Origin of the sequence: uncultured Desulfobulbus sp. (genome assembly GCF_963662935.2) — a bacterium.
Taxonomy (GTDB): domain Bacteria; phylum Desulfobacterota; class Desulfobulbia; order Desulfobulbales; family Desulfobulbaceae; genus Desulfobulbus.
Map to the genome: position 1 here is coordinate 366,783 of NZ_CAXXTL010000001.1, position 24,158 is coordinate 390,940.

The 24,158-nt window shown below is 56.9% G+C and carries 15 protein-coding genes and 1 CRISPR repeat array (1 of these 16 only partly in view); of the genes, 5 read left to right on the forward strand and 10 right to left on the reverse strand.

The features are described 5' to 3' along the window. A CRISPR array of direct repeats spans nt 1–1,342; the repeat unit is 32 nt; unit sequence GTCGCCCCCCGCGCGGAGGCGTGGATTGAAAT; it begins 148 nt to the left of the window's first position. A gap of 98 nt (nt 1,343–1,440) precedes the next feature. The 10 genes from ACHZCX_RS01600 to ACHZCX_RS01645 form a co-directional block, all read right to left on the reverse strand. Next, nucleotides 1,441–2,169, reverse strand: a complete 729-nt coding sequence (locus ACHZCX_RS01600; RefSeq protein ID WP_319585490.1) for a Mut7-C RNAse domain-containing protein — start codon at nt 2,167–2,169, stop codon at nt 1,441–1,443. Nucleotides 2,170–2,510: 341 nt separating this feature from the next. Then, nucleotides 2,511–5,063 carry a PAS domain S-box protein gene (locus ACHZCX_RS01605; protein WP_319585491.1) on the reverse strand — a complete coding sequence of 851 codons (2,553 nt, stop codon included), beginning with the start codon at nt 5,061–5,063 and terminating at the stop codon, nt 2,511–2,513. A 175-nt stretch (nt 5,064–5,238) separates the two neighbouring features. Continuing rightward, nucleotides 5,239–7,440 carry a methyl-accepting chemotaxis protein gene (locus tag ACHZCX_RS01610; protein ID WP_319585492.1) on the reverse strand — a complete coding sequence of 734 codons (2,202 nt, stop codon included), beginning with the start codon at nt 7,438–7,440 and terminating at the stop codon, nt 5,239–5,241. A gap of 621 nt (nt 7,441–8,061) precedes the next feature. Next, nucleotides 8,062–10,074, reverse strand: a complete 2,013-nt coding sequence (locus ACHZCX_RS01615; protein ID WP_319585493.1) for a methyl-accepting chemotaxis protein — start codon at nt 10,072–10,074, stop codon at nt 8,062–8,064. Between the two features lie 203 nt (nt 10,075–10,277). Continuing rightward, nucleotides 10,278–11,717 (reverse strand): sigma-54 dependent transcriptional regulator, encoded by a 1,440-nt coding sequence (locus ACHZCX_RS01620; RefSeq protein WP_319585494.1) that lies wholly within the window; start codon nt 11,715–11,717, stop codon nt 10,278–10,280. 520 nt (nt 11,718–12,237) lie between these two features. After that, the gene (locus ACHZCX_RS01625; RefSeq protein WP_319585495.1) at nt 12,238–13,614 is read right to left on the reverse strand and encodes an NAD(P)-dependent oxidoreductase; all 1,377 of its coding nucleotides are present in this window, start codon (nt 13,612–13,614) and stop codon (nt 12,238–12,240) included. A 56-nt stretch (nt 13,615–13,670) separates the two neighbouring features. After that, nucleotides 13,671–14,423: an LUD domain-containing protein gene (locus ACHZCX_RS01630; protein ID WP_319585496.1), complete on the reverse strand. Its 753-nt coding sequence runs from the start codon at nt 14,421–14,423 to the stop codon at nt 13,671–13,673. Then, nucleotides 14,413–15,894, reverse strand: a complete 1,482-nt coding sequence (locus tag ACHZCX_RS01635) for a LutB/LldF family L-lactate oxidation iron-sulfur protein (protein ID WP_319585497.1) — start codon at nt 15,892–15,894, stop codon at nt 14,413–14,415. The genes ACHZCX_RS01630 and ACHZCX_RS01635 overlap by 11 nt, the downstream gene beginning before the upstream one ends. Continuing rightward, entirely contained in the window at nt 15,891–16,631 is a 741-nt protein-coding gene (locus tag ACHZCX_RS01640) for a (Fe-S)-binding protein (protein WP_319585498.1), read from the reverse strand. The genes ACHZCX_RS01635 and ACHZCX_RS01640 overlap by 4 nt, the downstream gene beginning before the upstream one ends. 24 nt (nt 16,632–16,655) lie before the next feature. Continuing rightward, nucleotides 16,656–17,510 (reverse strand): LuxR C-terminal-related transcriptional regulator, encoded by an 855-nt coding sequence (locus ACHZCX_RS01645; RefSeq protein ID WP_319585499.1) that lies wholly within the window; start codon nt 17,508–17,510, stop codon nt 16,656–16,658. Between the two features lie 136 nt (nt 17,511–17,646). Here ACHZCX_RS01645 and ACHZCX_RS01650 point away from each other — a divergent pair, with 136 nt between their 5' ends. From ACHZCX_RS01650 to ACHZCX_RS01670, 5 genes are all read left to right on the forward strand, one after another. Continuing rightward, nucleotides 17,647–18,180: a hydrogenase maturation protease gene (locus tag ACHZCX_RS01650; RefSeq protein ID WP_319585500.1), complete on the forward strand. Its 534-nt coding sequence runs from the start codon at nt 17,647–17,649 to the stop codon at nt 18,178–18,180. Next, nucleotides 18,180–19,634, forward strand: coding sequence for a 4Fe-4S dicluster domain-containing protein (locus ACHZCX_RS01655; protein ID WP_319586053.1), 1,455 nt, complete (start codon nt 18,180–18,182; stop codon nt 19,632–19,634). The genes ACHZCX_RS01650 and ACHZCX_RS01655 overlap by 1 nt, the downstream gene beginning before the upstream one ends. A 93-nt stretch (nt 19,635–19,727) precedes the next feature. Then, nucleotides 19,728–22,811, forward strand: coding sequence for an FAD-dependent oxidoreductase (locus ACHZCX_RS01660; RefSeq protein ID WP_319585501.1), 3,084 nt, complete (start codon nt 19,728–19,730; stop codon nt 22,809–22,811). Next, complete coding sequence (locus ACHZCX_RS01665; protein ID WP_319585502.1) at nt 22,808–23,230, forward strand: hydrogenase iron-sulfur subunit; 423 nt, start codon at nt 22,808–22,810, stop codon at nt 23,228–23,230. Before ACHZCX_RS01660 ends, ACHZCX_RS01665 begins: the two co-directional genes overlap by 4 nt. 9 nt (nt 23,231–23,239) lie before the next feature. Beyond that, entirely contained in the window at nt 23,240–24,154 is a 915-nt protein-coding gene (locus ACHZCX_RS01670) for a methyl viologen-reducing hydrogenase (protein WP_319585503.1), read from the forward strand. The last annotated feature ends 4 nt before the right edge of the window (nt 24,155–24,158 follow it).

Sequence of the window (24,158 nt, forward strand, 5' to 3'; positions counted from 1 at the left end):
AGGCGTGGATTGAAATGTCTTCTGGCCGTCGATCATCAGGACCGCGATACAGTCGCCCCCCGCGCGGAGGCGTGGATTGAAATTTCGCCCTTGGGTTCGCTTCGGCAATCTTCCTCGGTCGCCCCCCGCGCGGAGGCGTGGATTGAAATAACTTGACTCCGAAGGCAACCCGGTCACAGACAGAGTCGCCCCCCGCGCGGAGGCGTGGATTGAAATAGGTAGCTCCAAACGTCCAGGCCACCATTGTAAGTCGCCCCCCGCGCGGAGGCGTGGATTGAAATAAGGTTGAGGTCAAATTGACTGAGCCTGGAAAAGGTCGCCCCCCGCGCGGAGGCGTGGATTGAAATTGATGGAGTCCAAAACGGAGACGAGACAGGAGTTGTCGCCCCCCGCGCGGAGGCGTGGATTGAAATATACCATCATTTGGCGACTTGATCACCATCCAGCGTCGCCCCCCGCGCGGAGGCGTGGATTGAAATAAATCTGTATTGTCTATATATGAAAATGGAAGGGGTCGCCCCCCGCGCGGAGGCGTGGATTGAAATAAGCATCTCTCGCCCATTGCCGGACTCCCGTATTTGTCGCCCCCCGCGCGGAGGCGTGGATTGAAATATGGTGGCAACTTGGCGGGGTCCAGGGGCAAGCAAGGTCGCCCCCCGCGCGGAGGCGTGGATTGAAATCCTGCATCGGTAGTCATGGCAACCTGAATGGCCTTGTCGCCCCCCGCGCGGAGGCGTGGATTGAAATACGTTTCCGGCGAAGGATCAGCGGAACCCGAATAGTCGCCCCCCGCGCGGAGGCGTGGATTGAAATTGGCTCTATGGTGACGGGTTTTCCCATGGCGAGGGGTCGCCCCCCGCGCGGAGGCGTGGATTGAAATCACTTTATATACCAGCCATCTGCTACCACTGATGTCGCCCCCCGCGCGGAGGCGTGAATTGAAATTTCGTTTGCTTCTGCCCCTGGTGTTCCCGGCAGCAGTCGCCCCCCGCGCGGAGGCGTGGATTGAAATAACGTATCGGATTTGTGATATTCAACAGTGCTAGTCGCCCCCCGCGCGGAGGCGTGGATTGAAATTGATGAACGACAATTTCCTTTTCCATTGAGTATCGTCGCCCCCCGCGCGGAGGCGTGGATTGAAATACGCGCCCCCATTGATCCAAGTGCGGCGGCGAAAGTCGCCCCCCGCGCGGAGGCGTGGATTGAAATTTGCCAAAGGCCCAGTGCTCATCGACCATGACCCGGTCGCCCCCCGCGCGGAGGCGTGGATTGAAATGCTTCCCAACCATCCGGCGACCTGGACGTAATCTGTCGCCCCCCGCGCGGAGGCGTGGATTGAAATGCTGCGACCGGAAAGGTTGTCATTTATAACGGCTGTCTCCCCCACCCAGGGGATTTTTTTTTCGAGCCGAGTTCATAGGCAGCCGTTAAATTTATTTTTCAACCGGTCAGGACCTGCCGCATCCTGTCGACATGGCTGCCGGTCCAGTAGATTTTATCGCAGTGGCGGCAGATACAAAAAGTGTCGAAATAGCGGATGGTGAGCGGCTCAAGCCGGTGAAGGATGTCCGCTTTGGGCACGGGATCGAGCAGGGCGTTGCATTCGAGGCAGCGGGAGAGGGGATGAGGCAGTGCGGCGATGCCAAAGAGATCGAGCACTTCCCGTAGTTGTTCAGGCGGCGAATTTGCCCGGATGGCTCGGCCAAACACTACCTGCTTTCTTTTGAGCAGGTCCAGGTTGCGGCTGAGGAGGAGACGCTGCTCCAGACTCAAGGCCTGCAGGATATCCCGATCTTTCCAGGAAGGATGGTAGAGCGTGTCGAAACCGGCCATCCGCAGGTAACGGGCGAGCCGGCCGACATTGACATCGACAATGAATTTGAGGCTGTTTAACGGAGTGGGGCGCAGTAGGGTGGGGAGTGTCAGATCCCAGGGGGCGGCGGCCGGTAAAATATCGAAGTGCTGACTTGCCCTGACCGGCCAGGAAAAGTCGACCGGCCTGCCGTTGCAGGTGATTGCATGGACTTCGGTGTGCGGCAAGCCGAAGGCTTCGATCACATCCTTGATCGAGGCAGCGCGACTGACCGGCGCTATGATCGGGTTGTCTCCACGCCAGCGGCGCCGGAGCAGACGGGATAAATCACCATGGAAATGATACGTGGCCTGCATGTCGGAATCCTCTGGCGGCAAACTCCCGCCTGCCTGCTTGAACCGGTGAGCGCGTATGGCCAAGAGACTGAAACTGGGAGGATCGGGTACGTTCATCCCTTTGCCCGTAAGAGATAATCCCGGTTTATTTTAAATTGACACTTTCCGGCTTGTCATATCGACCGAACGGGAGAAATCGCAAGATGCCTCACGGGCGTTCGGAATGACAAATCCAGGGGTTGTGACCGCGTGAAATAGACATACTGACTAGGACATCTTAAATGCAACGGCGAAGAAGCAGTGTCGAAAATTGCCGACCGGGAATATCCCCGCTGGAAGGAGCGTGCAGGGCCTTGGCACCATCAATCCTTTTCGCGTCGCGACACATTGGGCATGTGGGTGACAGCCTCCTGCGCTTCATCCTGCTTTTTTTGGGAGAAAATCTCATTAATTGTTTTGGCTAGGTCAGAGACATTAACAGGTTTCATCAGGAAACCTGTAATACCGTAATAACCGGCGGATTGTTCGGTAACAGTTTCACTGTACCCGGTACAGAGAATGATGGGAATGGTGTTGTTAATTCGCCGAATCTCTTGGGTGAGTTGCACCCCTGTCATTTCCGGCATGGTCTGATCCGTAATCAGAAGATCATATCCGTGGGGGTTCTCCTGAAAGGTTTGGAGAGCGGTGGGGCTACTCTGAGTGGCGGTGACCTGGTATCCGAGCAGTTTGAGGCATTCCTCGATCACTTCCAGGAAAAAGGCTTCATCGTCAACAATGAGCACCCGTTCTCCGCGACCCAGAGGCAGGGGCTGATTCGCAGCTGTATTTTCTGCGGCGGAACGCCGGGTGAGCGGCAAAAAAACGTCCACGCATGTCCCCTTGCCCAGGTTTGTTTCAATCTCGATCAACCCCTGGTGGTTTTTGACAATGCCCCGCACCACCGCCATGCCCAAGCCGGAGCCCTCGTTGACATTCTTGGTGGTGAAATACGGCTCGAAGATGCGTTCCAGGACCGCTGGTTTTATTCCTGAACCCGTATCGGTCACTCTCAGACGCAGATACTGCCCCGGCGGTATGGTCATGGACATAAATTGCCGCCGCCTGGTCAAGGTGATGTTTTCCAGGGAAATGGTCAGTAATCCTCCGGTTTCCCGCATGGCATGGCAGGCATTGGTGGCGAGGTTCATGACGATTTGATGCATCTGGGTGGGGTCGCCGAGGACCCGATCACAGCCAACATCAAGCTGAAGCCGGATGGTCACGGTCGCCGGCAGGGTCGAGCGCAGCAGCTGGATGGATTCCCTGATCACCGGCGCTAGGTTTATGGGGGCCATGGCCACATTGCTGTGCCTGCTGAAGCGAAGGATCTGCTGGACCAGATCTTTGGCTCGGTTGCCGCCTTCGAGGACATGCTCGAGATATTCGCGTACTTTGTCGTCCACGGCCGAGGGATTGCGATAGAGCGCCAGTTCGGTGTAGCCGATGATGCCGCCGAGGATATTGTTGAAATCATGGGCAATGCCCCCGGCAAGCGTGCCGATGGCTTCGCTTTTCTGCGCCTGAATTACCTGTTTTTCCAGGGAGGCCTTTTCCGTCGCCAGGGCCAGTTCCTTGGTCAGGTTACGGATAAAGACCCCCATGTAGAGAGGCCTGCTTTTTTCATCCACCACCAGCCATCCCTTGGCGGCGACCGGGACGATGGTGCCATCCTTGGCAATATAGGAGAAATGCAGGGGCTCGCTGTGCGAAAGACCGGATTTGATGGCGAGAATGGCACCCTCGACCCTGACCTGATCATCGGTGGGAATAAACTCTTTGAAATGCCTGTGAATGCAATCCTCAGGGCTATAGCCGCTTTCCTGCAGGAAGGCTTGGTTGAGGTCGAGGAGAATCCCTTGGCAATCGATCAGCAATATTCCATCGGGATTGGTGTTGAAGAAGGAGCGGAAACGGAACTCACTTTTCCGCAGGGCTGTTTCCGTCATTTTCCGCTGGCTGACATCACGGACAATCGCCAGAATAGACTGCCCCCCAGAGAGTTCGGTGGCGTTCATGCTGACATCGGCATGGAACACAGTCCCGTCGAAACGGGAATGCAGCCATTCAAAATGCTGCGGCTCTCCTTGAAGAGCCTTTGCAATGGAGAGCGTTTCTTGCTCTTCATAGGTTTGCCCGTTAGCTTGCAGCGATGGGGAGAAATCGCGGGGTGACCGGCCAAGCATTTCTTGACGCGTACACCCGAACATCTCCAGCGCTTTGGTATTACAGTCAACAATCGTAACGCGCCTATCGATGTCGTCCATGATTAGGATGGCATCGCTTGCCGACTCAAATAGAGTTTGGAAGCGTTCTTCGCTCCTCCGGACCTGCTGGTTGGCATGTTGTTCCACCAGGACAGTATACGCCATTGAAGTTAGCAACTCGGCGGTAAGTTCCAACTGGCTGATGGTCTGCTGCAACCTCTGCGTTGAAAAGACAGGGAGGTGGGCTGCGGTGGTATGCTCGGCCGGCTCGGCGAACCGCTTTGCCGCGACTGTCGTTGGCTGGATTTCTTGTTCTGGGGGAGAGAGCGAAAACAGACCGGCAAAGATGCTGGCGACATGCAGGCCCTCAATGATAATTGGTGCGCCAACTCCATGAAATCCGCTCTTGCAGGTGAATACGCAGGATTTTGTATCGGTTGGCAGCCTGCCGGCAAATAAATGTTTGAGCTCAGTACAGCCTTGGCAAGCTGGAATCTGCCGTGTTGCCGGATTGTTACAAAAGCAGGGCCAATCTTCCTCGAGAATGACCTCTCCCTTGGGATCAATGATTATGCAGCCTAAGGCAACGGAGGTGGAGAAACGCTGCAGCGTCGATTGCAGTTTGGCCAAAGGGATCAACTGGTCAATTCGTCGGGTATGGTCTTCCATGGTCGTCTCACGAAGGCTTGCTGAAGGGAGAGAAGAGAGGTCCATTCAGGGGGGGGACGTTCCAGCAAAATGACGGCAAAGTATCCTCTCTGATCCTTAAAAAGGATCCTGCACCTCAAACCTGGCAACAGGTTGAGGTGCAGGTGAGAGGGGCATGCGTCGAGGAGCTGGCTCATTATGCGGTCTTGAACTGGCCTACCATCTGATTCAATTGGTCCGCCAGGGCGGAAAGCTCGTGGGCGCTGGTGCTGACCTGCGAACTGCTGGTGAACATCTCGCCGGCGATGGCGCTGACATCGCTGATTTCCTTGGCAATCTCGGTTGCGACCACGGAACTCTGATTGACGTTCTCGTTGACTTCGCCGATTCCCTGCGCCATCTGGTTGACATTGCTGGCGATTTCGGCGGTAGCGGCGGTCTGTTCCTCCACCGCCGTGGCAATGCTGCCCACTACCTCGTGCACATCGTTTATGACCGTGTTGATTTCGGAAATCTGCTGCACCGTCTTGGTGGTTGTGTCCTGGATGTTGCCGACCTTGTCTTTGATATCGTAAGTCGCGGCCGCGGTTTGTTTGGCGAGTTCTTTGATTTCGTTGGCAACGACTGCAAATCCTTTACCCGCCTCACCGGCTCGTGCCGCCTCAATGGTGGCGTTGAGGGCCAGTAAGTTGACCTGCTCGGAGATCTCGGTGATGGTTTCGATGACCTTGCCGATGGATTTAGCTGAATCTCCCAGCGCATTGATGTTTTCTGAGGCCTCGGTGGCCTTTTTGGTAGCGTTGCCGGAGATGAATCGGGCTTTTTCCGCATGCTGGGCAATCTCACCGATGGTGGAGGACATTTCTTCCGAAGCGGTGGCCACGATATTGGTATTGGTGGTCGATTGTTCCATGGCCGCCGCGACATTGTTCATGTTGGCGCTCATTTCCTCGGCGGCGACCGCCACATTATTGGATTTGTTGGACGCATCCTGGGCGCCCTGGTTCATCTGTTCTGAAATTCGAGACAATTCCGTTGAGGACAAAGAAAGGGTGTGGACTCCAGTCGAGACATCCTTGATGATATGCTGCAGCTTTTCGATAAACACATTGAACCAACGTTCAAGCTCGCCGATCTCATCTTTTGATGTGGCATCCAAACGCATGGTCAGATCGCCTTCTCCTTGGGCGATATCCTTCAGGCTGGCAACCGCGCTGTTGATAGGTTTGACAATGGTGTTTGCAACGAATACCCAAACAAGAGCCGTCAGGAGGAGGGAAACAAGCCCCACTAACGCGATCATTGTATTGCTGCTTTTTCCTATATCTTCCAGCATGTCTGCAACTTTCGTGAATTCTCCCTGGTTGGCCTCAGCTGCAATGATCCAGTCCCACGGTTGAAAATAGACGAACCGGGCATCGTGTTTGGTGGTTACTCCGCCATTTTTTAATGAAAAATTCTGTTTGCCAATCTCTCTGGCGCTGAGTTTTTTTGCAAGGCTAACCCGTTCTTTTATATATGTTTTCCCTTCTGCGTCCGCTTCCTTGGAAACATCTTCCCCGTCTTTTTTACCCCCATGGGCGATTACGTATTTGCCCGAACTGTCGAGAACGGTGACAAAGCCTTTCTCACCGATTTTCATCCCTGCAATGGCCTGCCGGAGACTTTTCACGTTCTCCTGGGGTATGCCCACATAAAGAACGCCTACTATATTTTTTGCACCATCAAGAATTGGCTCGTAGGCGGTGATATACCAACGGTCCACAACAAAAGCCCGGCCGCTGTATGTCTGCCCTTTAAGGATGGTTGATACAACAGGGTTAGCCGTTCCATCTGCATTGGCGCTGGGAATATAGGTGCCAATCGCCCGATTACCTTCGGCTGTGAGAACATTTGTGGAGACCCGTAACATATCTCCTTGGGGATTCATTCTCTGGAAAATAGTGCAGGTGACATCAAGCAGTTCCTTGACGGGATCTACAATAAAGGCCTTTTGGTTTGGGGCAGAGACTTGTCCTAGCCATGTATCTCCTACCATCATTTTGGGAATTTCAATCTTGGTGCTTGCCTTGGTATACTGGTTGACAGCAGACCATTCGACGGTTTCAGGGACGATGGTTATCCCGCCGCTTTTTATTAACAGGTCGCGGGCGACATTTAATGCAGCATTGATATTTTTCTGTGTTACTTCTTGATGTGATTCAGCCAAGGTATAAATGTTGTCGACGATGTGATCCAAGTCAGCATAAGCAAGGTTGAGACTTTCGCGTTGCCCTACCTGGAAGACCTTTTTATTTTGACTAAAGACCGTGACCATAATTATTGAGAGCGGAATTAATGTGACGACCACGCCAATCAACAGCAATTTTGTCCGGATCTTCATGTTTGCTAGTTTCATTTTTTCTCTTGTTCTCAGGTCAAAGGTTCATGATGGATATTTTTATGGGCAAAATGCCTAGAAATCATTTCTAAAGAGCTGATGAGCTCGGGATTAGCCAGAATTATGCCAGAACGGAAGTTTGAATTTTCATTATAAAAACAAATGGTTCCGTTGGACAGAAAGAGGGGCTGTCCTGAGAAAACGCTTTTTGTCCTGTTAAATCGGACAAAAAGCGCTGGGAGTCCGGTTGTTCCGGACAGAGGCCGGTGGGTTCGATCAGGGATGGCGTTTCAGCAGACCATACCCGAAGACATTGTTTGGAAATGAGGCCGGGCCTAAAACGATGCGATAAAAGGCGGTGTTGGGTCTTGGCATTCTACTACTGGACCGGCTACCAAAACTCTTTGGGCACGAGGCCATTGAACCGTGCCCGACAGAGAGAAGAACAACACAGCGGTCAACGCAAGATCCTGGTCTCCGTACCTGGAGGCACCTTTGGGTCATTGTGCGCACCGGGGCAACCGGCATGCTCGCTGACTCTGCTGCTTAAAAAGTAGTTCTGCCCAAGGGCGATGCGCTGTGAGGACGGGTGGTTGCTGACAGCCCATGTCGGTTGAGCAACCACCGTCGCCACGATGGTCATGCGGTCTTGAACTGGCCCACCATCTGATTCAATTGTTCCGACAGGGCCGAGAGCTCGTGGGCGCTGGTACTGACCTGCGAGCTGCTGGTGAACATCTCGCCGGCGATGGCGCTGACATCGCTGATTTCCTTGGCAATCTCGGTTGCGACCACGGAACTCTGATTGACGTTCTCGTTGACTTCACCGATTCCCTGCGCCATCTGGTTGACATTGCTGGCGATCTCGGCGGTAGCGGCGGTCTGTTCCTCCACCGCTGTGGCAATGCTGCCCACCACCTCGTGCACATCGTTGATGACCGTGTTGATTTCGGAAATCTGCTGCACCGTCTTGGTGGTTGTGTCCTGGATGTTGCCGACCTTGTCTTTGATATCGTAGGTCGCTGCCGCGGTTTGTTTGGCGAGTTCTTTGATTTCATTGGCAACGACTGCAAATCCTTTTCCCGCCTCACCAGCTCGTGCCGCCTCAATGGTGGCGTTTAGGGCCAGCAGATTGACCTGCTCGGAGATCTCGGTGATGGTCTCGATCACCTTGCCAATGGATTTCGCTGAGTTGCCCAGTTCATTAATGTTCAGAGAAGCCTCGTTGGCCTTCTTGGCGGCGTTGTCGGAGATATAGCGCGCCTTTTCCGCGTGTTGGGCTATTTCGGCGATGGTGGCGGACATTTCTTCCGAAGCGGTGGCTACGATATTGGTATTGGTGGTCGATTGTTCCATGGCCGCCGCGACATTGGTCATGTTGGCGCTCATTTCCTCAGCGGCAACCGCCACATTATTGGATTTGTTGGACGCATCCTGGGCACCCTGGTTCATCTGTTCCGAAATCTGGGACAGTTCTGTCGACGATGAGGAAAGGGTATGGACACCGGCAGCGACATCTTTGATGATGTGCTGCAGTTTTTCGATGAACACATTGAACCAATGGGCGAGTTCGCCGACCTCATCCTTGCTGGTCACCTGAAGGCGCATGGTTAGGTCACCTTCACCCTGAGCAATATCCTTGAGACTTGCCACTGCTGCATTGATCGGGCGGACGATTTTCCGGATAGAGAGAATCAACACTATAGCGGCAATGCCCAAAGCACCGACGATAACAGCCAAGATGATATTGCGGATATGATCCGCGGTACGAAGGAATTCTTCCGAATTTTGGGTGATGGCAATGGACCAACCGTTGACGTCGACCGGCGCAAAACCGGCAATCTTGTGTACACCTGTGAACACATAATCGCCAACCCCGCTCTTGCCGGCAATCATCTGTTCGATGATCTGCTGCATTTCCTTGATTGCAAAGAGATTCATGCTCAGCAGGTATTCGGGTTTCGGATGGGCGATAATAATGCCCTCCTTGTTGATCATGTAGGCATACCCAGTTTGCCCAACCTTTCTGCTGGGGATCAGGTTGGTGAAATAATCGGCTTTGAGGACTACTCCGATCACGCCGGTGAACGAGTTGGCCGATGATTGGATGGGTGCGGCGATGGGGACGATCAGTTGGGAGGTGGCTTTTGAACGGATCATATCGCCCACACTGACGTGGCCACTGGTCTTGGCCGTTTTGAATTCTTCGTTCTCCGCGACCGAGACCTTCTTGTATTCTTCCCCACCATTGAGAATGCCGGTGAGGATCTGGCCGGACGCATCCGCAATGAAAAGTCCCTGGTACTCCTGGGATTCATTGATCGTTTTGAATTTGTCCCGAAGATGCTCGAAGAGGGATTGGATCACCTCCGTTTTGTTGGCATCGCCCTCTTGTGACAGCTTTTCCATTGCAGCGATAACGATCCGATCTCTTGCGAGTAAAGTGGCGGTATTTTTTTCCGCATGCAGCAGATTGTTGACAAGGCTGGCCAGATCACCCGCCATGGTTTGAGCCTTTTCCTGAGACAGCGCCATCAGGGCATTCGACGATTTGGTCACGGAGAAATAGCCGACAACGAGTAAGGGCAACAGGACGGATAACAGACCGGTTGCCAGCAGTTTGAATTGAATTGATCGGACATTGAGTTTCATAAAGATCTCCTTTGTTGTGTGATGCGCTGGAATCATTGTTCCTGTTGAATGCACAGAGGAGATAGCCAGAAGTATGCCAAAATGAAGGCATGCGCTTTTATGTGTTAAATCAGTATATTGTGAAAAAAAGGAAGGGGCGGTGATTTTGGTCGGAGGGGTGTTTGTCCGGAAAAATCGGACAAAGGGGGGCGGGGTTGGTCCGATTATTCCGGACAGAGATCGGTGGTGCTGGTCAGGGAATGTAGTTTCAACAGGTCGTAGAGACGGGAGCGGCTTAATCCCGAAACGGTGCAGGCTGCGGCAATGTCGCCCTTGGTTTCACTCATGAGTCGCTGCAGGTAATGCTTTTCGATGTCGCTGACGAGCAACCGGCGATATTCTCTAAAGGGTTGCATCCTTTCAGGAAAGGCAATTTGGGAGGGTAGAGCCGAGGCAAGACCGGCTGGGGATTGCTCATGCTTCTTCGACACCATGGAGTGGATGCGGCATAGGCGGACCTCTGGGGGCAGATGGATGGGGTAGAGGACCGGATCATTGGGGTCGGCGATAATGGCTTTTTCCAGGGTGTTTTCCAACTCGCGCACATTTCCCGGCCAGGAATAGGAGGCCAATGTCTCGAGCGTCTCAGGAACCACCCCTTTTATAGGGAGTCGATTGCGTCGGCAGATCAAAAAAACGAAACTCATGGTAAGTTTTTCGATATCCTGTCCTCGCTCTCGGAGGGGAGGAAGGTGGAGGGTGAAGGTATTGAGGCGGAAAAACAGGTCGCTACGAAAAAGCCCCTGCCGAACCATCTCCGCCAGATCCCGGTTGGTGGCGGCCACTAGCCTGAAATTACTCGTCTGTTCCCGGTCCTTTCCCACCGGACGAAACACTCTTTCTTGCAGCACACGGAGAAAGTTCTTTTGTGTTTCCAGGGGGAGTTCTCCCGCTTCATCGAGAAAAAGGGTGCCGCCGTCGGCCTGCTCTATCAACCCTTTCTGGTCGCAGTTGGCACCGGTGAAGGCCCCTTTGGTGTGCCCGAACAGAAGGCTCTCGACAAGTGTTTCCGGCAAGCTGGCACAATCAACCACCACAAAAGGCCCCTTGGCACGGAGGCTGTTGGCATGAATCGCCCGGGCAAACAATTCTTTGCCGGTTCCCGTTTCCCCGGTAATCAGCACCCCGGTCTCGGTTCCCGCACAATGAGCGACCTGATCCAGGCAGTCGCAGAGCGCCTTGCTCTTGCCGACGATCTCGTCACGCTTGAGACTGATCTGGGGGGCGCGCAGCATCTTTTTTTCATGATACTCAAGTGCTCTTCGGATATGGAGGATAATCTCCTGGCGGGAAAGCGGTTTTTGCAGATAATCCCAGGCGCCGTTTTTGATGGCCAGTTCTGCGCCATTGGCGTCACCCATACCGGTGATGATGATCACCTCAGGGGAGGACGGGAGCCCTTGGACAAAGGGGAGCGTCTCCAGCCCGTTGCCGTCGGGCAAGCGGACATCGAGAAAAACCAGGTCGGTTGGCTGGCTGGTCAGGAGAGCTTTTCCTTCTGCGAGACTGCCGGCGACGCGGGCTTCATGCCCCAACAATGTGCAATGCTCAGAAAGAAGGACCCGGAAAATCGCATCATCGTCAATAATAACCACCTTTGCCATATTGTTCGCCTCGTTGATGGAACAATGTGATACGGCCCAATGATCAGCCGTGGTTTTTTCTGCCTGTTCGGTGGGGTGACAAAAAAGCCGGAGTAAAATTTTTGTAGATATATAAATTTTGACGAAATTTTTGCAAAAAAGCTATGGGTTTTCTTTGGTGTCAACCTTTCGTCCATCCCTTGCCGCCTTGGGTCCGGTCACCGGCAACCGTAATCTTGTTCCATTTGCTCTTGCGGCCAAAGACGAGCCAGCTTCGACCTATCCTTCACTTATATCAGCAGGCTTCCTGTTGCCTATAGATGGAGGGCCGGGTGAATGGCGATGGTTGCCGATAGAGATTTTGCGGGAAGTGGAGACGATAAAAGGAGGCCTGTGCTGGATTCCGTCAAGGGAATTTGCGGAATATGTTGGAAAAGCTGATTCAATACCTACGGTTATGGATCAGAAGTCCTCCCCCGCGCGGGGGCGCGGGTTGAAACATTGCCTTGGTATTGAGGTTCGGGACACAACGCCTGTTGGATTAGATCATGCCCTGCATGTAACGATGCATCGATTCGGCGGCATCCAGACCCTGGCAGACCGCCTTGGCCACGGTCTGCGGACCGAGGACGGTATCGCCGCCAGCAAAGATCCATTCCACGCTGGTCTGCAGGGTGACTGGATCGACCACATAGGTACCCCGTGAGGTAATGGCCACCGGCACGGTCTCGTCATGGACCGGGATAACTTTCTGGCCGACCGCGGCAATCAGGGCATCGGCCGGGAGGATAAATTCTGAACCCTCGATCGGCATTGGCCGGCGACGGCCCGAATGATCCGGTTCACCGGGTTGCATGCGGACACATTCAACTCCGGTCAACCGTCCGTCTTCGCTTAGAATTTTCACCGGCGCAGCCAGGAAAGTCAGGCAAACGCCTTCCTCTGCGACATGGTTGATCTCCACCACCGAGGCAGGCATCTCCTCGCGAGTGCGTCGATAGAGGATGGACACTTCTTTCCAGCCGGAGCGGAGCGCCACCCGCGCCACATCAATGGCGACATTGCCGCCACCAACCACCACAACCTTGTCGCCAAGCGCTATTTCACGGCCGGTGAGCACCTGACCCAGGTAATCGACACCGGACATTACGCCTTGAGTTTCCATTTCCCCTTCCAGGCCCAATCTGCGGCTTTCATAGGCGCCGATCCCTAGAAAAACGGAAGCGTATCCTTGATCCCGCAACTCGGACAGGGTCAGATCCTTGCCCACGGTGATACCGGTTTTGACATTGACGCCGCATTGCTGCAGGGCGTAGAGCTCGGCACCGATGATGTTACGCGGCAGGCGGTAGTTGGGGATGCCGACGCTGAGCATACCGCCAAAGAGCGGCAGTGATTCGAAGACCGTACAGCTGTAGCCCTTGTGGGCGAGCGAGTGGGCTACGGTGATGCCTGCAGGTCCTGAACCGATGACCGCCACCTTGATTCCGTTTTTCGGCGCGCAGCGGGGCGAGAGGTTCTTGCCGTTGATGATCATCCAGTCGGCCAGGAAGCGTTCCAGCAGCCCGATGGCCACCGGCGCATCCTTCTTGCCCCGGATACAGGCACCCTCGCACTGGAACTCATGGGGGCAGACCCGTCCACAAACAGAGGGCATGGAACTGGTTTCACGAATGACCCAGTAGGCCTCCTCGAATTTGCGCTGGCCAAGCAGTTCGATGAAACGGGGGATGTCGTTGCCGATCGGGCAGCCCATGACGCACAGCGGCTTGCGGCACTGCAAACAGCGCTGGGCCTCGATAAGAGCGGTCGGTTCGTCAAATCCTTTGGAAACCTCATCGAAATTATCGAGCCGTTCCTCGGGGTTGAGTTCGCGCGGCAATTGCCTGGGGATGGCCAGTTGTTCCCTGATGTTCATAACGGTACCGGTGAGTTTGAGTTAAGAGCTCTTCCTGATCCATAGCAGGAATGGTTTCAGATGGCAACAGGGAAGCCGGGGTTGACAGCAGGAGGTGATTCGGTGAGGACAACGAGATGCATGGCACGCGGGCCGTGGGCTCCAAAGACCATGCAGGCCTCGATATCTGCGGTTTTCGAGGGGCCGGAGATCAGTACCAGGGAATCGAGATCCTGTTCCCGGCGGATCAGGGCATAGGCCTCGGCCAAATCGGCCAGCAAGTTCGAGACCGGCAATACGGCGATATGGATCGACGGGACCAGCGAGGTGGAGCGCGGCCGACCAGGTCGAGTTAGCTGGACGATGGTGGCCGATTCGGCAATGCCCCAGTCCGCCACGGTGACACCTATCGAGGCGGCCAGGGTATGGTGTCGAACTTCGGGATTATTGCTGCCGGTCCAATGGCAGGCGATGTGGTCTTCTGTCAGCAGGGCATCCACGGAGAGGGCGCGCAGCAGGGGGTGGTCGTGGAAGATGAGGGCTTTTTCAGGGTGAAATTCCGGCTTACTTGCGCGGGCAATGGCGGCGATACAATCGGCAGCTTCGGGTAAGGTGGCACAGGTGTGGACCTGGAGGTTGAGTGGGGCTGCATTCTCGATGAGTTGTTGCAGCAGCGCCGTCTGCTGTTCCCGGTTGCGGCCGGCAAGGCGAGCTAAGATAGATTGGTCATCGGCCCGAGCCAGCAGCTCCTCCCAGGAAAGTCGTTGGTCGCGGGTATCCTGAACAGCGGTGCGAACCCGGTCGAGAAAAGCGGTTCGGTTATGCTTCATTTTTTGGGTCATCTTTGCGTTTTTTTTCCCTGTAGGAACGTCCTTTTCTCAGAGTGGAACGCCATTGTTCCCGGAAGGTTTGCGGAGCCACGGGCGGCAGGTCGCGACCTGCGGTCCAGCCGTCATTCAGGCTGGGCAGGGGGCCGATCACACCCTGTGAATCAGTAAAGGGGCGTTGCAAGGTGCGAACCACCCGGAGGATGGTTTCGTAGAGCCGGCTGTTGCTGATGGTCCGCTGCCAGAGTCTGAACCCCAGCGCCTCAAGCCGGTTGTGCGGTCGGACCTGCCAGGAGGAATCACCGTACGCCAGTTTGTGGCGCAATGCGGCCAGCATCCGGGGCAGGTTGTTGTCGACCGGACAAACGTCGCGGCAAGCCCCGCACAGGGTCTCGCCTTTGCACAGGTCGGCGTGCTGGTTGATGCCCTGGAGCAGGGGAGTGATCACCGCGCCAATGGGGCCGCTGTAGGGGGAATGGTAGGCGTGGCCGCCGATGCGGCCATAGACCGGGCAGATGTTGAGGCAGGCACCGCAACGGATGCAGGCCAGCACCTCGCGGAATTCCGGGTCAGCCAGGATACGCGAGCGGCCGTTGTCAACGATCACCAGGTGAAATTCCACCGGCCCATCGGGGTCACCTTCGCGGCGTGGCCCGCCGATAAAACTGACATAGGTGGAGAGTTTCTGCAGGGCTGCTCCCTGGGTGAGCAGCTGCAGCAGGTCGCGGTGATCGTCCAGGGTGGCGGCGATCCGCTCCATACCCATCACGGCCACATGCAGAGGGGGCATGGTGGTGGCCATGCGGATGTTGCCCTCGTTGGAAACCAGGCTGATCTGCCCGGTCTCGGCGCAGGCGAGATTGCAGCCGGTCAGTCCCATGTCAGCGGTGAGCAGTTTTTCCCGCAAAGCCTTGCGGGCCGCCCTGGTCAGGGTCGGGGGATCCTCGCTGGAGGGGATGCCGAGCCGGTCGGTAAAAAGCTGGCCGATTTGTTGCCGGTCCATGTGGATACAGGGGGCGATGATGTGCGAGGCCGAGCTGCCGGCGATCTGAACGATAAATTCCCCGAGGTCGGTTTCCACCACCTCGATGCCTTCTGCCGCAAGCACCGCGTCGATCCCGATCTCGGCCGACAGCATCGATTTGCCCTTGACCACCCGTCGCACCCCGCGTGCTTGGGTCAGATCGCGAATATAGGCGGTGGCCTCCCCGGCGGTGGCCGCGAAAAAAACATGGCCGCCCCTGGCCTCGACCCCCTCTGCCAAGAGTGCCAGCAGCCGGTCGAGATGGGCCAGGGTCTGCATTCGTCTGCTTTTAACCCGCTGGCGCAGCCCGGGGTCGGGCAGGTTACGCCAAATGTCGAGCGCTCCCTTTCCGTAACGGGCCTGGAGGCTGCGCAGACTTTTTTGCAGGCAGGGGTTGTCCATGCCCTCGCGGGCCGACTCAAGATACTCAGATTGAGGGGAAATATTCATAATGCTTCGCCGCCGGCCAGGACCTGGGCCAGATGCAGCACCCGGATTGTTTCGCCCCGCCGGGTCAGACGACCGCGTATCTGCATCAGGCAGCTGACATCGCAGCCCACTAAGGTCCCGGCCCCGGTTTGGAGAAGGGTGTCGATTTTGTCGTCCGCCAGAGCCAGCGAGATGTCCGGGTAACCGACGCTGAAGGCGCCGCCAAAGCCGCAGCAGGTGTCACTGTTTTTCATCTCCACCAGAGAAAGGCCACGAACATGACGGAGCAGTTGCCGAGGCTGCTCGCGGATCCCCAGGGTGCGTACCAGGTGGCAGGAGTCATGATAGGTGACGGTTCCGGGGAAGATAGCCCCCAGATCCGTGAGGCCAAGTACATCCACCAGATACTCGCTGAATTCGAAGGTTTTTCGCCCTACTGCCAGGGCGCGCGGGTGCATGACCGGGTCGTTGACAAAAAGTTCGGGAGAATGTTGCCGGACCATGGCTACGCAGGAGCCCGAAGGGCAGACGATAACCTCGGCATCCTCGAACAGATCGATGAACCGTCGCGCCGCAACGGCCGCCTCTTGCCGGTAGCCGCTGTTGAAGGCCGGTTGACCGCAGCAGGTTTGGCCTTCGGGGTAGGTCAGTGGAATGCCAATCCGGTCAAAAACCTGGATCATGGCTGCGCCCACCTCGGGGAAAAGCGCGTCCACCAAGCAGGGGATGAACAGGGAAACAAGTGGCTGTGGAGACATGAAAATCTCAGGTTGAGGAGGGCGTTATTGGAGACTGAGCAGGTAGGTGCGCAGGTTGGTGCCTTTTCTGCTCAAGCCGAGTTTGCGCCGTAGTTTCTTGCGATGAAAACTGATGGTGGCCACCGACACTCCGAGGACATCGGCGATCTCCTGGCTGCTTTTGCCCTGACGGACCATGGCGGCAACCTCGATCTCCTGGGGCGTCAGCAGCAGGTTGATGGCTGAGAGCCGGTTGAGAAAGGGTGAGATGATGTCGTCGAGATGATGGACAACGATATCGACCAGGGTGCGTTGCCGCTGCTCCAGGAGGCTGTCGAGCAGTTTTTGCAGATACGGCACTGCCAATTCCCGAATATTGGCCACAATGCGTTCTTCCAACTGCTCGCGGTCGCGCTGGCGATGGTCCAGCAATACCTTGAGGGCAATGTTGGTCTCCTCCAGCTTTTCGGTTTTCCGGTGGAGTTCCTTTTCCTGGCTCCGCAGTTTTTCTTGGGCAAGGATGATCGGGGTGATGTTCTCGTGGGTAACGATCACCCGCCGGGCCTGGCGGTCGCGATACGGCACCACCCGCAAACTGTACCAGCGTTGCTCACCCGGAGAGTGGCAGGGATATTGGGTGAGGAACTCCTCGATTTCACCGGCGATCACCTGGCGGATGGCCCTGCCGATCAGCAGGCTGTCCCCCTCGTCACAGGTGCCTGTTTCGCAGGTCGAAAGGTAATTGAGACCGACGCAGTCCACCGGATCGCGCATACCATTCTTGCGGGCAAACTCCTGCCAGGCGCGATTGGTCTCCACGATAATACCGTTTTCGTCCAGAACTGCCACGTGGGTCGACAGCGAATCAACAATCACCCTGTACATCTCTGCTCCCGCCATGTTGCTTCTCCTGGAAGATATTGTTCTGTTCATCTGTCAGCTACCACCCATAGCCCTAAACTGTCCATAGGGATTGAGCCAACCTTTCATTTTACTCTTGCGAAAACCAAAAAAAAAATGGCATAGTGGCGCCATTATGCACATCTCGCACAAAACGCAATCCCGCCTTGAAACGACGACCGCAGTCGTTTTCGGCTGCGGCAACATCCTGCTCGGTGACGACGGTTTCGGCCCAGCGGTGATTGAGCAGCTCCGGCAAGCCAATTTGCCCGAGTCAGTCCGGGCTATTGATGCCGGCACCGCTATTCGCGAGTATTTACTCGATTATTTGATGCTCCCGGCCCTGCGGCCGGCAATGCTTATTGTGGTTGATGCCTGGTCAGCGGAGGGCGACGCGCCAGGTCAGGTGCGGCAGTGCGTCCCGGCGGACCTGCCGGTGCAGAAAACGCATGATTTTTCGCTGCATCAATTTCCCACGGTCAACCTGCTGGCGGAGCTCGAGGAGGAGACCGGGATTGAAGTCGTGCTGATCATCGCCCGGACCGCGAGCATTCCCGACCGGATCGAGCCGGGGTTGTCGCCGGTCATGCGGGCTGCAGTGGACACAGCCTGCACGCGCATTCTGCGTATTGTCAGACCCTATACCGCCCTGGAGGAAACCACTTCATGATCTACGAAACCAAGGTCAACGATTTGGCCGAAGAGTTCGGGGTGCATCGCAATACCATCCGCAACTGGATCAACTCCGGGGTCTTGCCGGCCCAGGAGGGACCTGGCCGCCGCTACCTGATTCAATGGGAGGACTACAAGCGGCTCTGCGACAAATTCGGCCGGGAGCCCCGCATCTCTCCCGATCCAGCGGTTGACGGTGAGGTGCTCCCCGTACCGAGGATCAACGGTGCAGGCCCGGTTCCGGTTCGCCTGGAGGTCAAGACTAACCCGCTCTATACCTTACCCGCCATGGCCGATGTCTGCCTCACCTGCGGTTCCTGCGCCGGGGCCTGCCCGATCTCGGGGGTTGACGATCTTGACCCGCGTAAGATCATCCGCATGGCCTTCCTCGGCATGGACGACGAATTGGTGGAGAGCGACTGGCCGTGGAAGTGCACCCTGTGCGGCAAGTGCGAGGTGGTCTGCCCGATGAATGTGGAGATTCTCCAGTTGATGCGCCGTATCCGTGCCCGTCGCGACCGTGACAAGGTGCCGGCAGCGATCCAGAAGGGGGTTGTCACCTGTCTGGAAAAAGGCAACAATCTGGGGATACCCAAGGACGATTTCCTCCTGCTGATCAGGGAATTGGGCGAGGAACTGGCCCAGGGTTCCTGCCCCGGTTTCGTCACCCCCGTGGATGTCCGTGGAGCCCGAATGCTGGTGACCGTGAACTCGAAACAGCCCTTTGCCGAGCCGGACAGTCTGACCTGGTGGTGGAAGATCTTCCATGCCGCCGGCGAATCTTGGACCATCTCCTCCGAATACTGGGAAGGAATCAATTGGGGCCTGCATTCTTGCGATTACAACGCCATGCGCACCATCGTCAAGCGGATCATTGACAATATCGAGCGGCTGAACTGCAAGGCCCTGCTCCTGCCCGAGTGCGGCCATGCCTACTATGCCACCCGCTATGCCTTGGAGCGCTGGTTTCCTGAATCTTTGCAGCAATTTAAAATCTACACGATTTTTGATTTGCTGCTCGAGTATCTCAACGAGGGGCGGATCCGTCTCAATCCGAACATCCATACCAAGCTGGCTACCTTCCACGACTCCTGCAATTACGGCCGCAACTCGCTGAAAACCTTCGGCCAGGGCTATTTCGACGAGGCCCGTGTCCTGACCCAGGCCTGCTGCAAACGCTATGTCGACTTGACACCTGACCGGGAGGAAAACTACTGTTGCGGCGCCGGAGGAGGAGCTTGGGCCAGCCCTTTTGCTGCCGAACGGGTCTTTCACGGCCGGGTCAAGGCCCGGCAGATCAGCGAATCCGGGGCCAAGCTGGTGGTCACCTCCTGTCAGAACTGCCGGGACCAGATCCAGCGGTCGCTCAACCACGAATTCAACCTCAATATCGAGGTCCAATTCCTCTGGGAACTGGTTGCCAATTCCCTGGTCATGGAGCCGCGGCCATGACAACTTTTTTTTCGTCGCCAAAAGAAGCAACAACCGGACAGGCCCCGTTGGTACGGCCCACGTCTAGCCGGTCAGTAACAGGAGAGGTTCGCCATGACTGAGCAAGCCATGACCGGGGCAGTGTTGGTGGTGGGCGGCGGCATTTCCGGGATGCAGGCCTCACTTGATCTGGCCGATTCCGGTTATTTCGTCTATCTGGTGGAAAAGACCGGGGCCATCGGCGGGGCCATGCCCCAGTACAACAAGGTCTTTCCCACTAACGACTGCTCAATGTGCATCATTGCCCCCAAACTGGTCGAATGCGGCCGCCACCCCAACATTCGCATCATGACCCTGACGACCGTGATCGATATCAATGGTCAGGCCGGCAATTTCACCGTCCGGGTGCTGGAACATCCCCGTTATGTCGATCCCGCCAAGTGTATTGCCTGCGGCCAGTGCAGCGGAAGCTGCCCCAAGAGCGTCGACGATTCGTTCAACTCCAATATCGCCAAGCGCAAGGCCATCTACATCAAGTATCCGCAGGCGGTGCCGCTCAAATATCAGATCGACCCTCAGGCCTGTATCCGCCTCCAGCAACCGGGAAAATGTGGCGTTTGTGCCGAGATCTGCCCGCCCGGCGCGATCAATTTCGAGGACCACGGCCAAGAACACGAGCTCCGAGTGGGCGCGGTGGTCATGGCGCTCGGTTTCCAGACCTTCGACCCGTCCAAGGCCAAGGTTTGGGGCTACGGGGTCTACCCCAATGTGATCACCTCACTCCAGTTCGAGCGCTACCTCTCGCCCAACGGCCCCACTGACGGCGTCCTCAACCGGCCCTCGGACCACAAGCCGGTGAAGCGGATCGCCTTTCTCCAATGCATCGGCAGTCGCGATAAGAACCGCTGCAACAACGAGTACTGCTCCGCCGTCTGCTGCATGTACGCCATCAAAGAGGCGATGACCGTCAAGGAGGCCAATCCGGACCTGGAGGTGACCATTTTTTACATGGACATGCGGACTCCAGGCAAGGAATTTGACCGTTACCTTGAGCGGGCCCGGAATGAATACGGCGTCCGGTTTGTCCGCTCCCGCATCCACGGGGTGGAACCCAAGGGCCACAAGGGCGATCTGCGTCTGCACTACATCAGTGTGCAAGGCAAGCAGGTGGAAGAAATCTTCGATTTGGTGGTGCTGTCGGTGGGCCTGGAAACGCCGGATTCCATGGTCCGGCTGGCCGAAAAGATCGGCATCCACATGACCCCGGACCGCTTTGCCTCGATCTCGGCCTTCATGCCGGTGCACACCTCCAAAAAAGGTATTTTTACCTGCGGCGCCTTCAACGGTCCGCGCGACATTCCCCAGTCGGTGATTGGGGGTTCGGCGGCGGCAGCCAGCGTCTCGGCCCTGCTCACTCCGGCCCGGCATACCCAGACCCGGACCCTGCCTCCTCCGGCTGAGCAGGATGTCAGTTTGCAGGAACCTCGCATCGGCGTTTTTGTCTGCCACTGCGGCACCAACATCGCCGGCGTGGTCGATGTCGAGGAGGTGGCCGCCTATGCCGCCACCTTGCCGCAGGTGGTGCATGTCACCCGCAACCTCTTTACCTGTGCCCAAGATACCCAGGACTTGATGGTGCAGCAGATCAAGGAGAAAAGGCTCAACCGGATCGTGGTGGCCGCCTGCACTCCGCGGACCCATGAACCCCTGTTCCGCAAAACCCTCAAGTCGGCTGGGATCAATGAATACCTGATCGAGATGGCTAATATTCGCAACCAGAACGCCTGGGTGCATAGCCAGGAACCGGAGATCGCCACTCGCAAGGCCAAGGATCTGATCCGGATGGCGGTGGCCAAGGTGAGCAGCCAGACGGCCCGCAAACCGTTGCGTATCCCGATCGCCCCTTCGGTGCTGATCATCGGCGGCGGCGTAGCCGGGATGACGGCGGCGCTCAATTTGGCGCATCAGGGGTTTCGTGTTCATCTTATTGAAAAAACAACGCAACTGGGCGGTAATGCCCTGCATCTCTTCCAAACCTGGAACGGTGAGCATGTGCCTCGGTATCTCAAGGAACTCAAGGAGGAGGTCCAGGAGCATCCGCTGATCGAAGTGGCCTATACCAGCACAGTACTGGCGGTGAGTGGCCATGTCGGCAACTTCACCACCACCATCCGCATCGGGCCCACCCGCAAACGGATCATTGAGCACGGCGCGGTGATTATCACCACCGGGGCCAAACGCTACATTCCCGAGGAATTTGAATACGGCAAAATTCCCAAGGTGGTGGCCTCTATCGAGTTCGACAAGCTCCACATGCACAACGAGACCAGGGTGGCCAACGGCAAGTCCTTTGTCTTTATTCAGTGCGTCGGTTCGCGCAACCAGGAGCGGCCTTACTGCTCGAAATCCTGCTGCACCCACTCGATACAGAGCGCCATTAAGCTGAAAAAAGAAGCGCCGTCGCGCCAGATCTACATCCTCTATCGCGAGATTCGCACCTACGGCCAGCGCGAGCGGATCTACAACCAGGCGCGGGAGTTGGGAATCGTCTTTATCAACTACGAGCTGCACGGCCCGCCCCGGGTCAAGAAGGCGGACAACGGTGTGCTGGTGGAGGTCTGGGACCATGTCCTTCACCGGCCCCTGGAGATCAAAGCGGATGTGGTGATCCTCGCCGCCGCTACCCTTGCCAGCCCCGAAGCGGCGGCTTTGGCCAACCTGTTCAAGCTGCCGCTGAATGCCGACGGCTTTTTTCAGGAGGCCCATGCCAAGCTGCGGCCGGTCGAATTCCATGTTGATGGGGTCTTTGTCGCCGGGCTTGCCCACTACCCGAAGCCGCTGGAGGAATCGATCTCCCAGGCCCTGGCCGCCGCCGCCAAGGCCGGTCGCCTCCTGGCACGCAAGGAGATTGCCCTTGAGCCCAACGTCGCCCTGGTGGATCCGGTTCATTGCGACGGCTGCGGTCTCTGTATCGATGTCTGTCCCTACCGGGCGATCACCTTGGTGGAATACCAGGATGGGGAGGGGCACCCACTCAAAACCGTGCACATCGACCAGGTGCAGTGTAAGGGCTGCGGCATCTGCCAGGGCACCTGCCCGAAGCGAGGCGTTGATGTTGCCGGTTTCACCTATGCGCAGATCGAGGCCCAGGTCGAAGCCGCCCTTGAGCAAAGCGCACCGCTGGAGGAGGGCGTATGAATCCTGAACAGAAAATCATCGCCTTTTGCTGCAACTGGTGTTCGTATGCCGCCGCCGATCTCGCCGGTATTTCCCGCCTTCAGTATCCCGGTTCGATCCGGATCATCCGGGTGATGTGCTCGGGCATGGTTCATCCGGAGATGGTGCTTCATGCCCTTGACAAGGGGGCGGATGGAGTGATGGTCATCGGTTGCCATCTCGGGGAGTGCCATTATATCACAGGCAACGAGATGGCCCTCGCTCGGGCCGAGGTGATCGCTGACACCTTGGAGGATTTGGGCTACGAGAGCGAGCGTTTTCAGGTGGCCTGGATCTCGTCGGCCGAACCGGAACGGCTGGCCGAGGCCTTTCGGGAGATGAGCGGCCGTCTTGCCGCCCTAAGGGGTCTCTCACCCATCGAGACTGTCGGCGGGGATTGAGCGCTCACCATGCCGCCCCGGCTCAGTTTTGAATGGCTCCATGCCTGCTCCGGCTGCGAGATTGCCCTCTTGAATTGCGGCGAGCGGCTGCTTGGGTTGCTAAACCGTGTAGAGATCGTTCATTTTCCTCTGCTCATGGACCATAAATACCGGGGTTGGGGAGGCGGGGAAGGGGAAGTGAACTTGCCCGAGGCGGAGATCGGCCTGGTGTCCGGCGGGGTGGCCAATGAGGAGCATCTTTTGGTGCTGCGGGCCATGCGCGAGCAGTGCCGGACCCTGATCAGTTTCGGCACCTGCGCCACTCACGGGGGTATCCCGGCTCTGCGTAATCAATGGCCGATCAATGAAGCGCTGCGCACTGTTTTTGCTGGTCAGGAAGGCAAGGACCTTGTTCCGACCGAGATTCCAGCCCAACTCGACCGGGTCTATAGTATTGACGAGAAGGTCAGGGTCGATGTCAGCCTGCCCGGTTGCCCGCCCCGGCCGGAGATGATCCTCGAGGTGATCGAGGCCCAGCTGGAGCGCCAATCCCTGCACCTGCCCAGCAAAAGTGTCTGCGAAACCTGCCCCGCGGTGCGCACAGGCAAAGGGCAGGCGGCAGTCCGCCGTTTTCTCGCCAATGCCGAGTACGACCCGGAGGAGCCGGTCGACCGGATGCGGTGTCTGCTCGAACAAGGCCTGCTGTGCATGGGACCGGTGACCGCCGGCGGCTGCGGCGGTAAGGACACGCCGCTGTGCATCCGGGCCCGCGTCCCTTGCCGGGGCTGCTACGGTCCGGTGCGCCAGGGCGGCAACCAGTTGCTGGACATGATGAATGCCCTGGCAAGCAACGGTATTGATCACCGGGGTATTGTCGACCGGACATCGCTGCTGCGTTTCAGTGGTGCTCACGGTCTGCTCAGGCCGCGTCGCCATAAAATCTGACCCG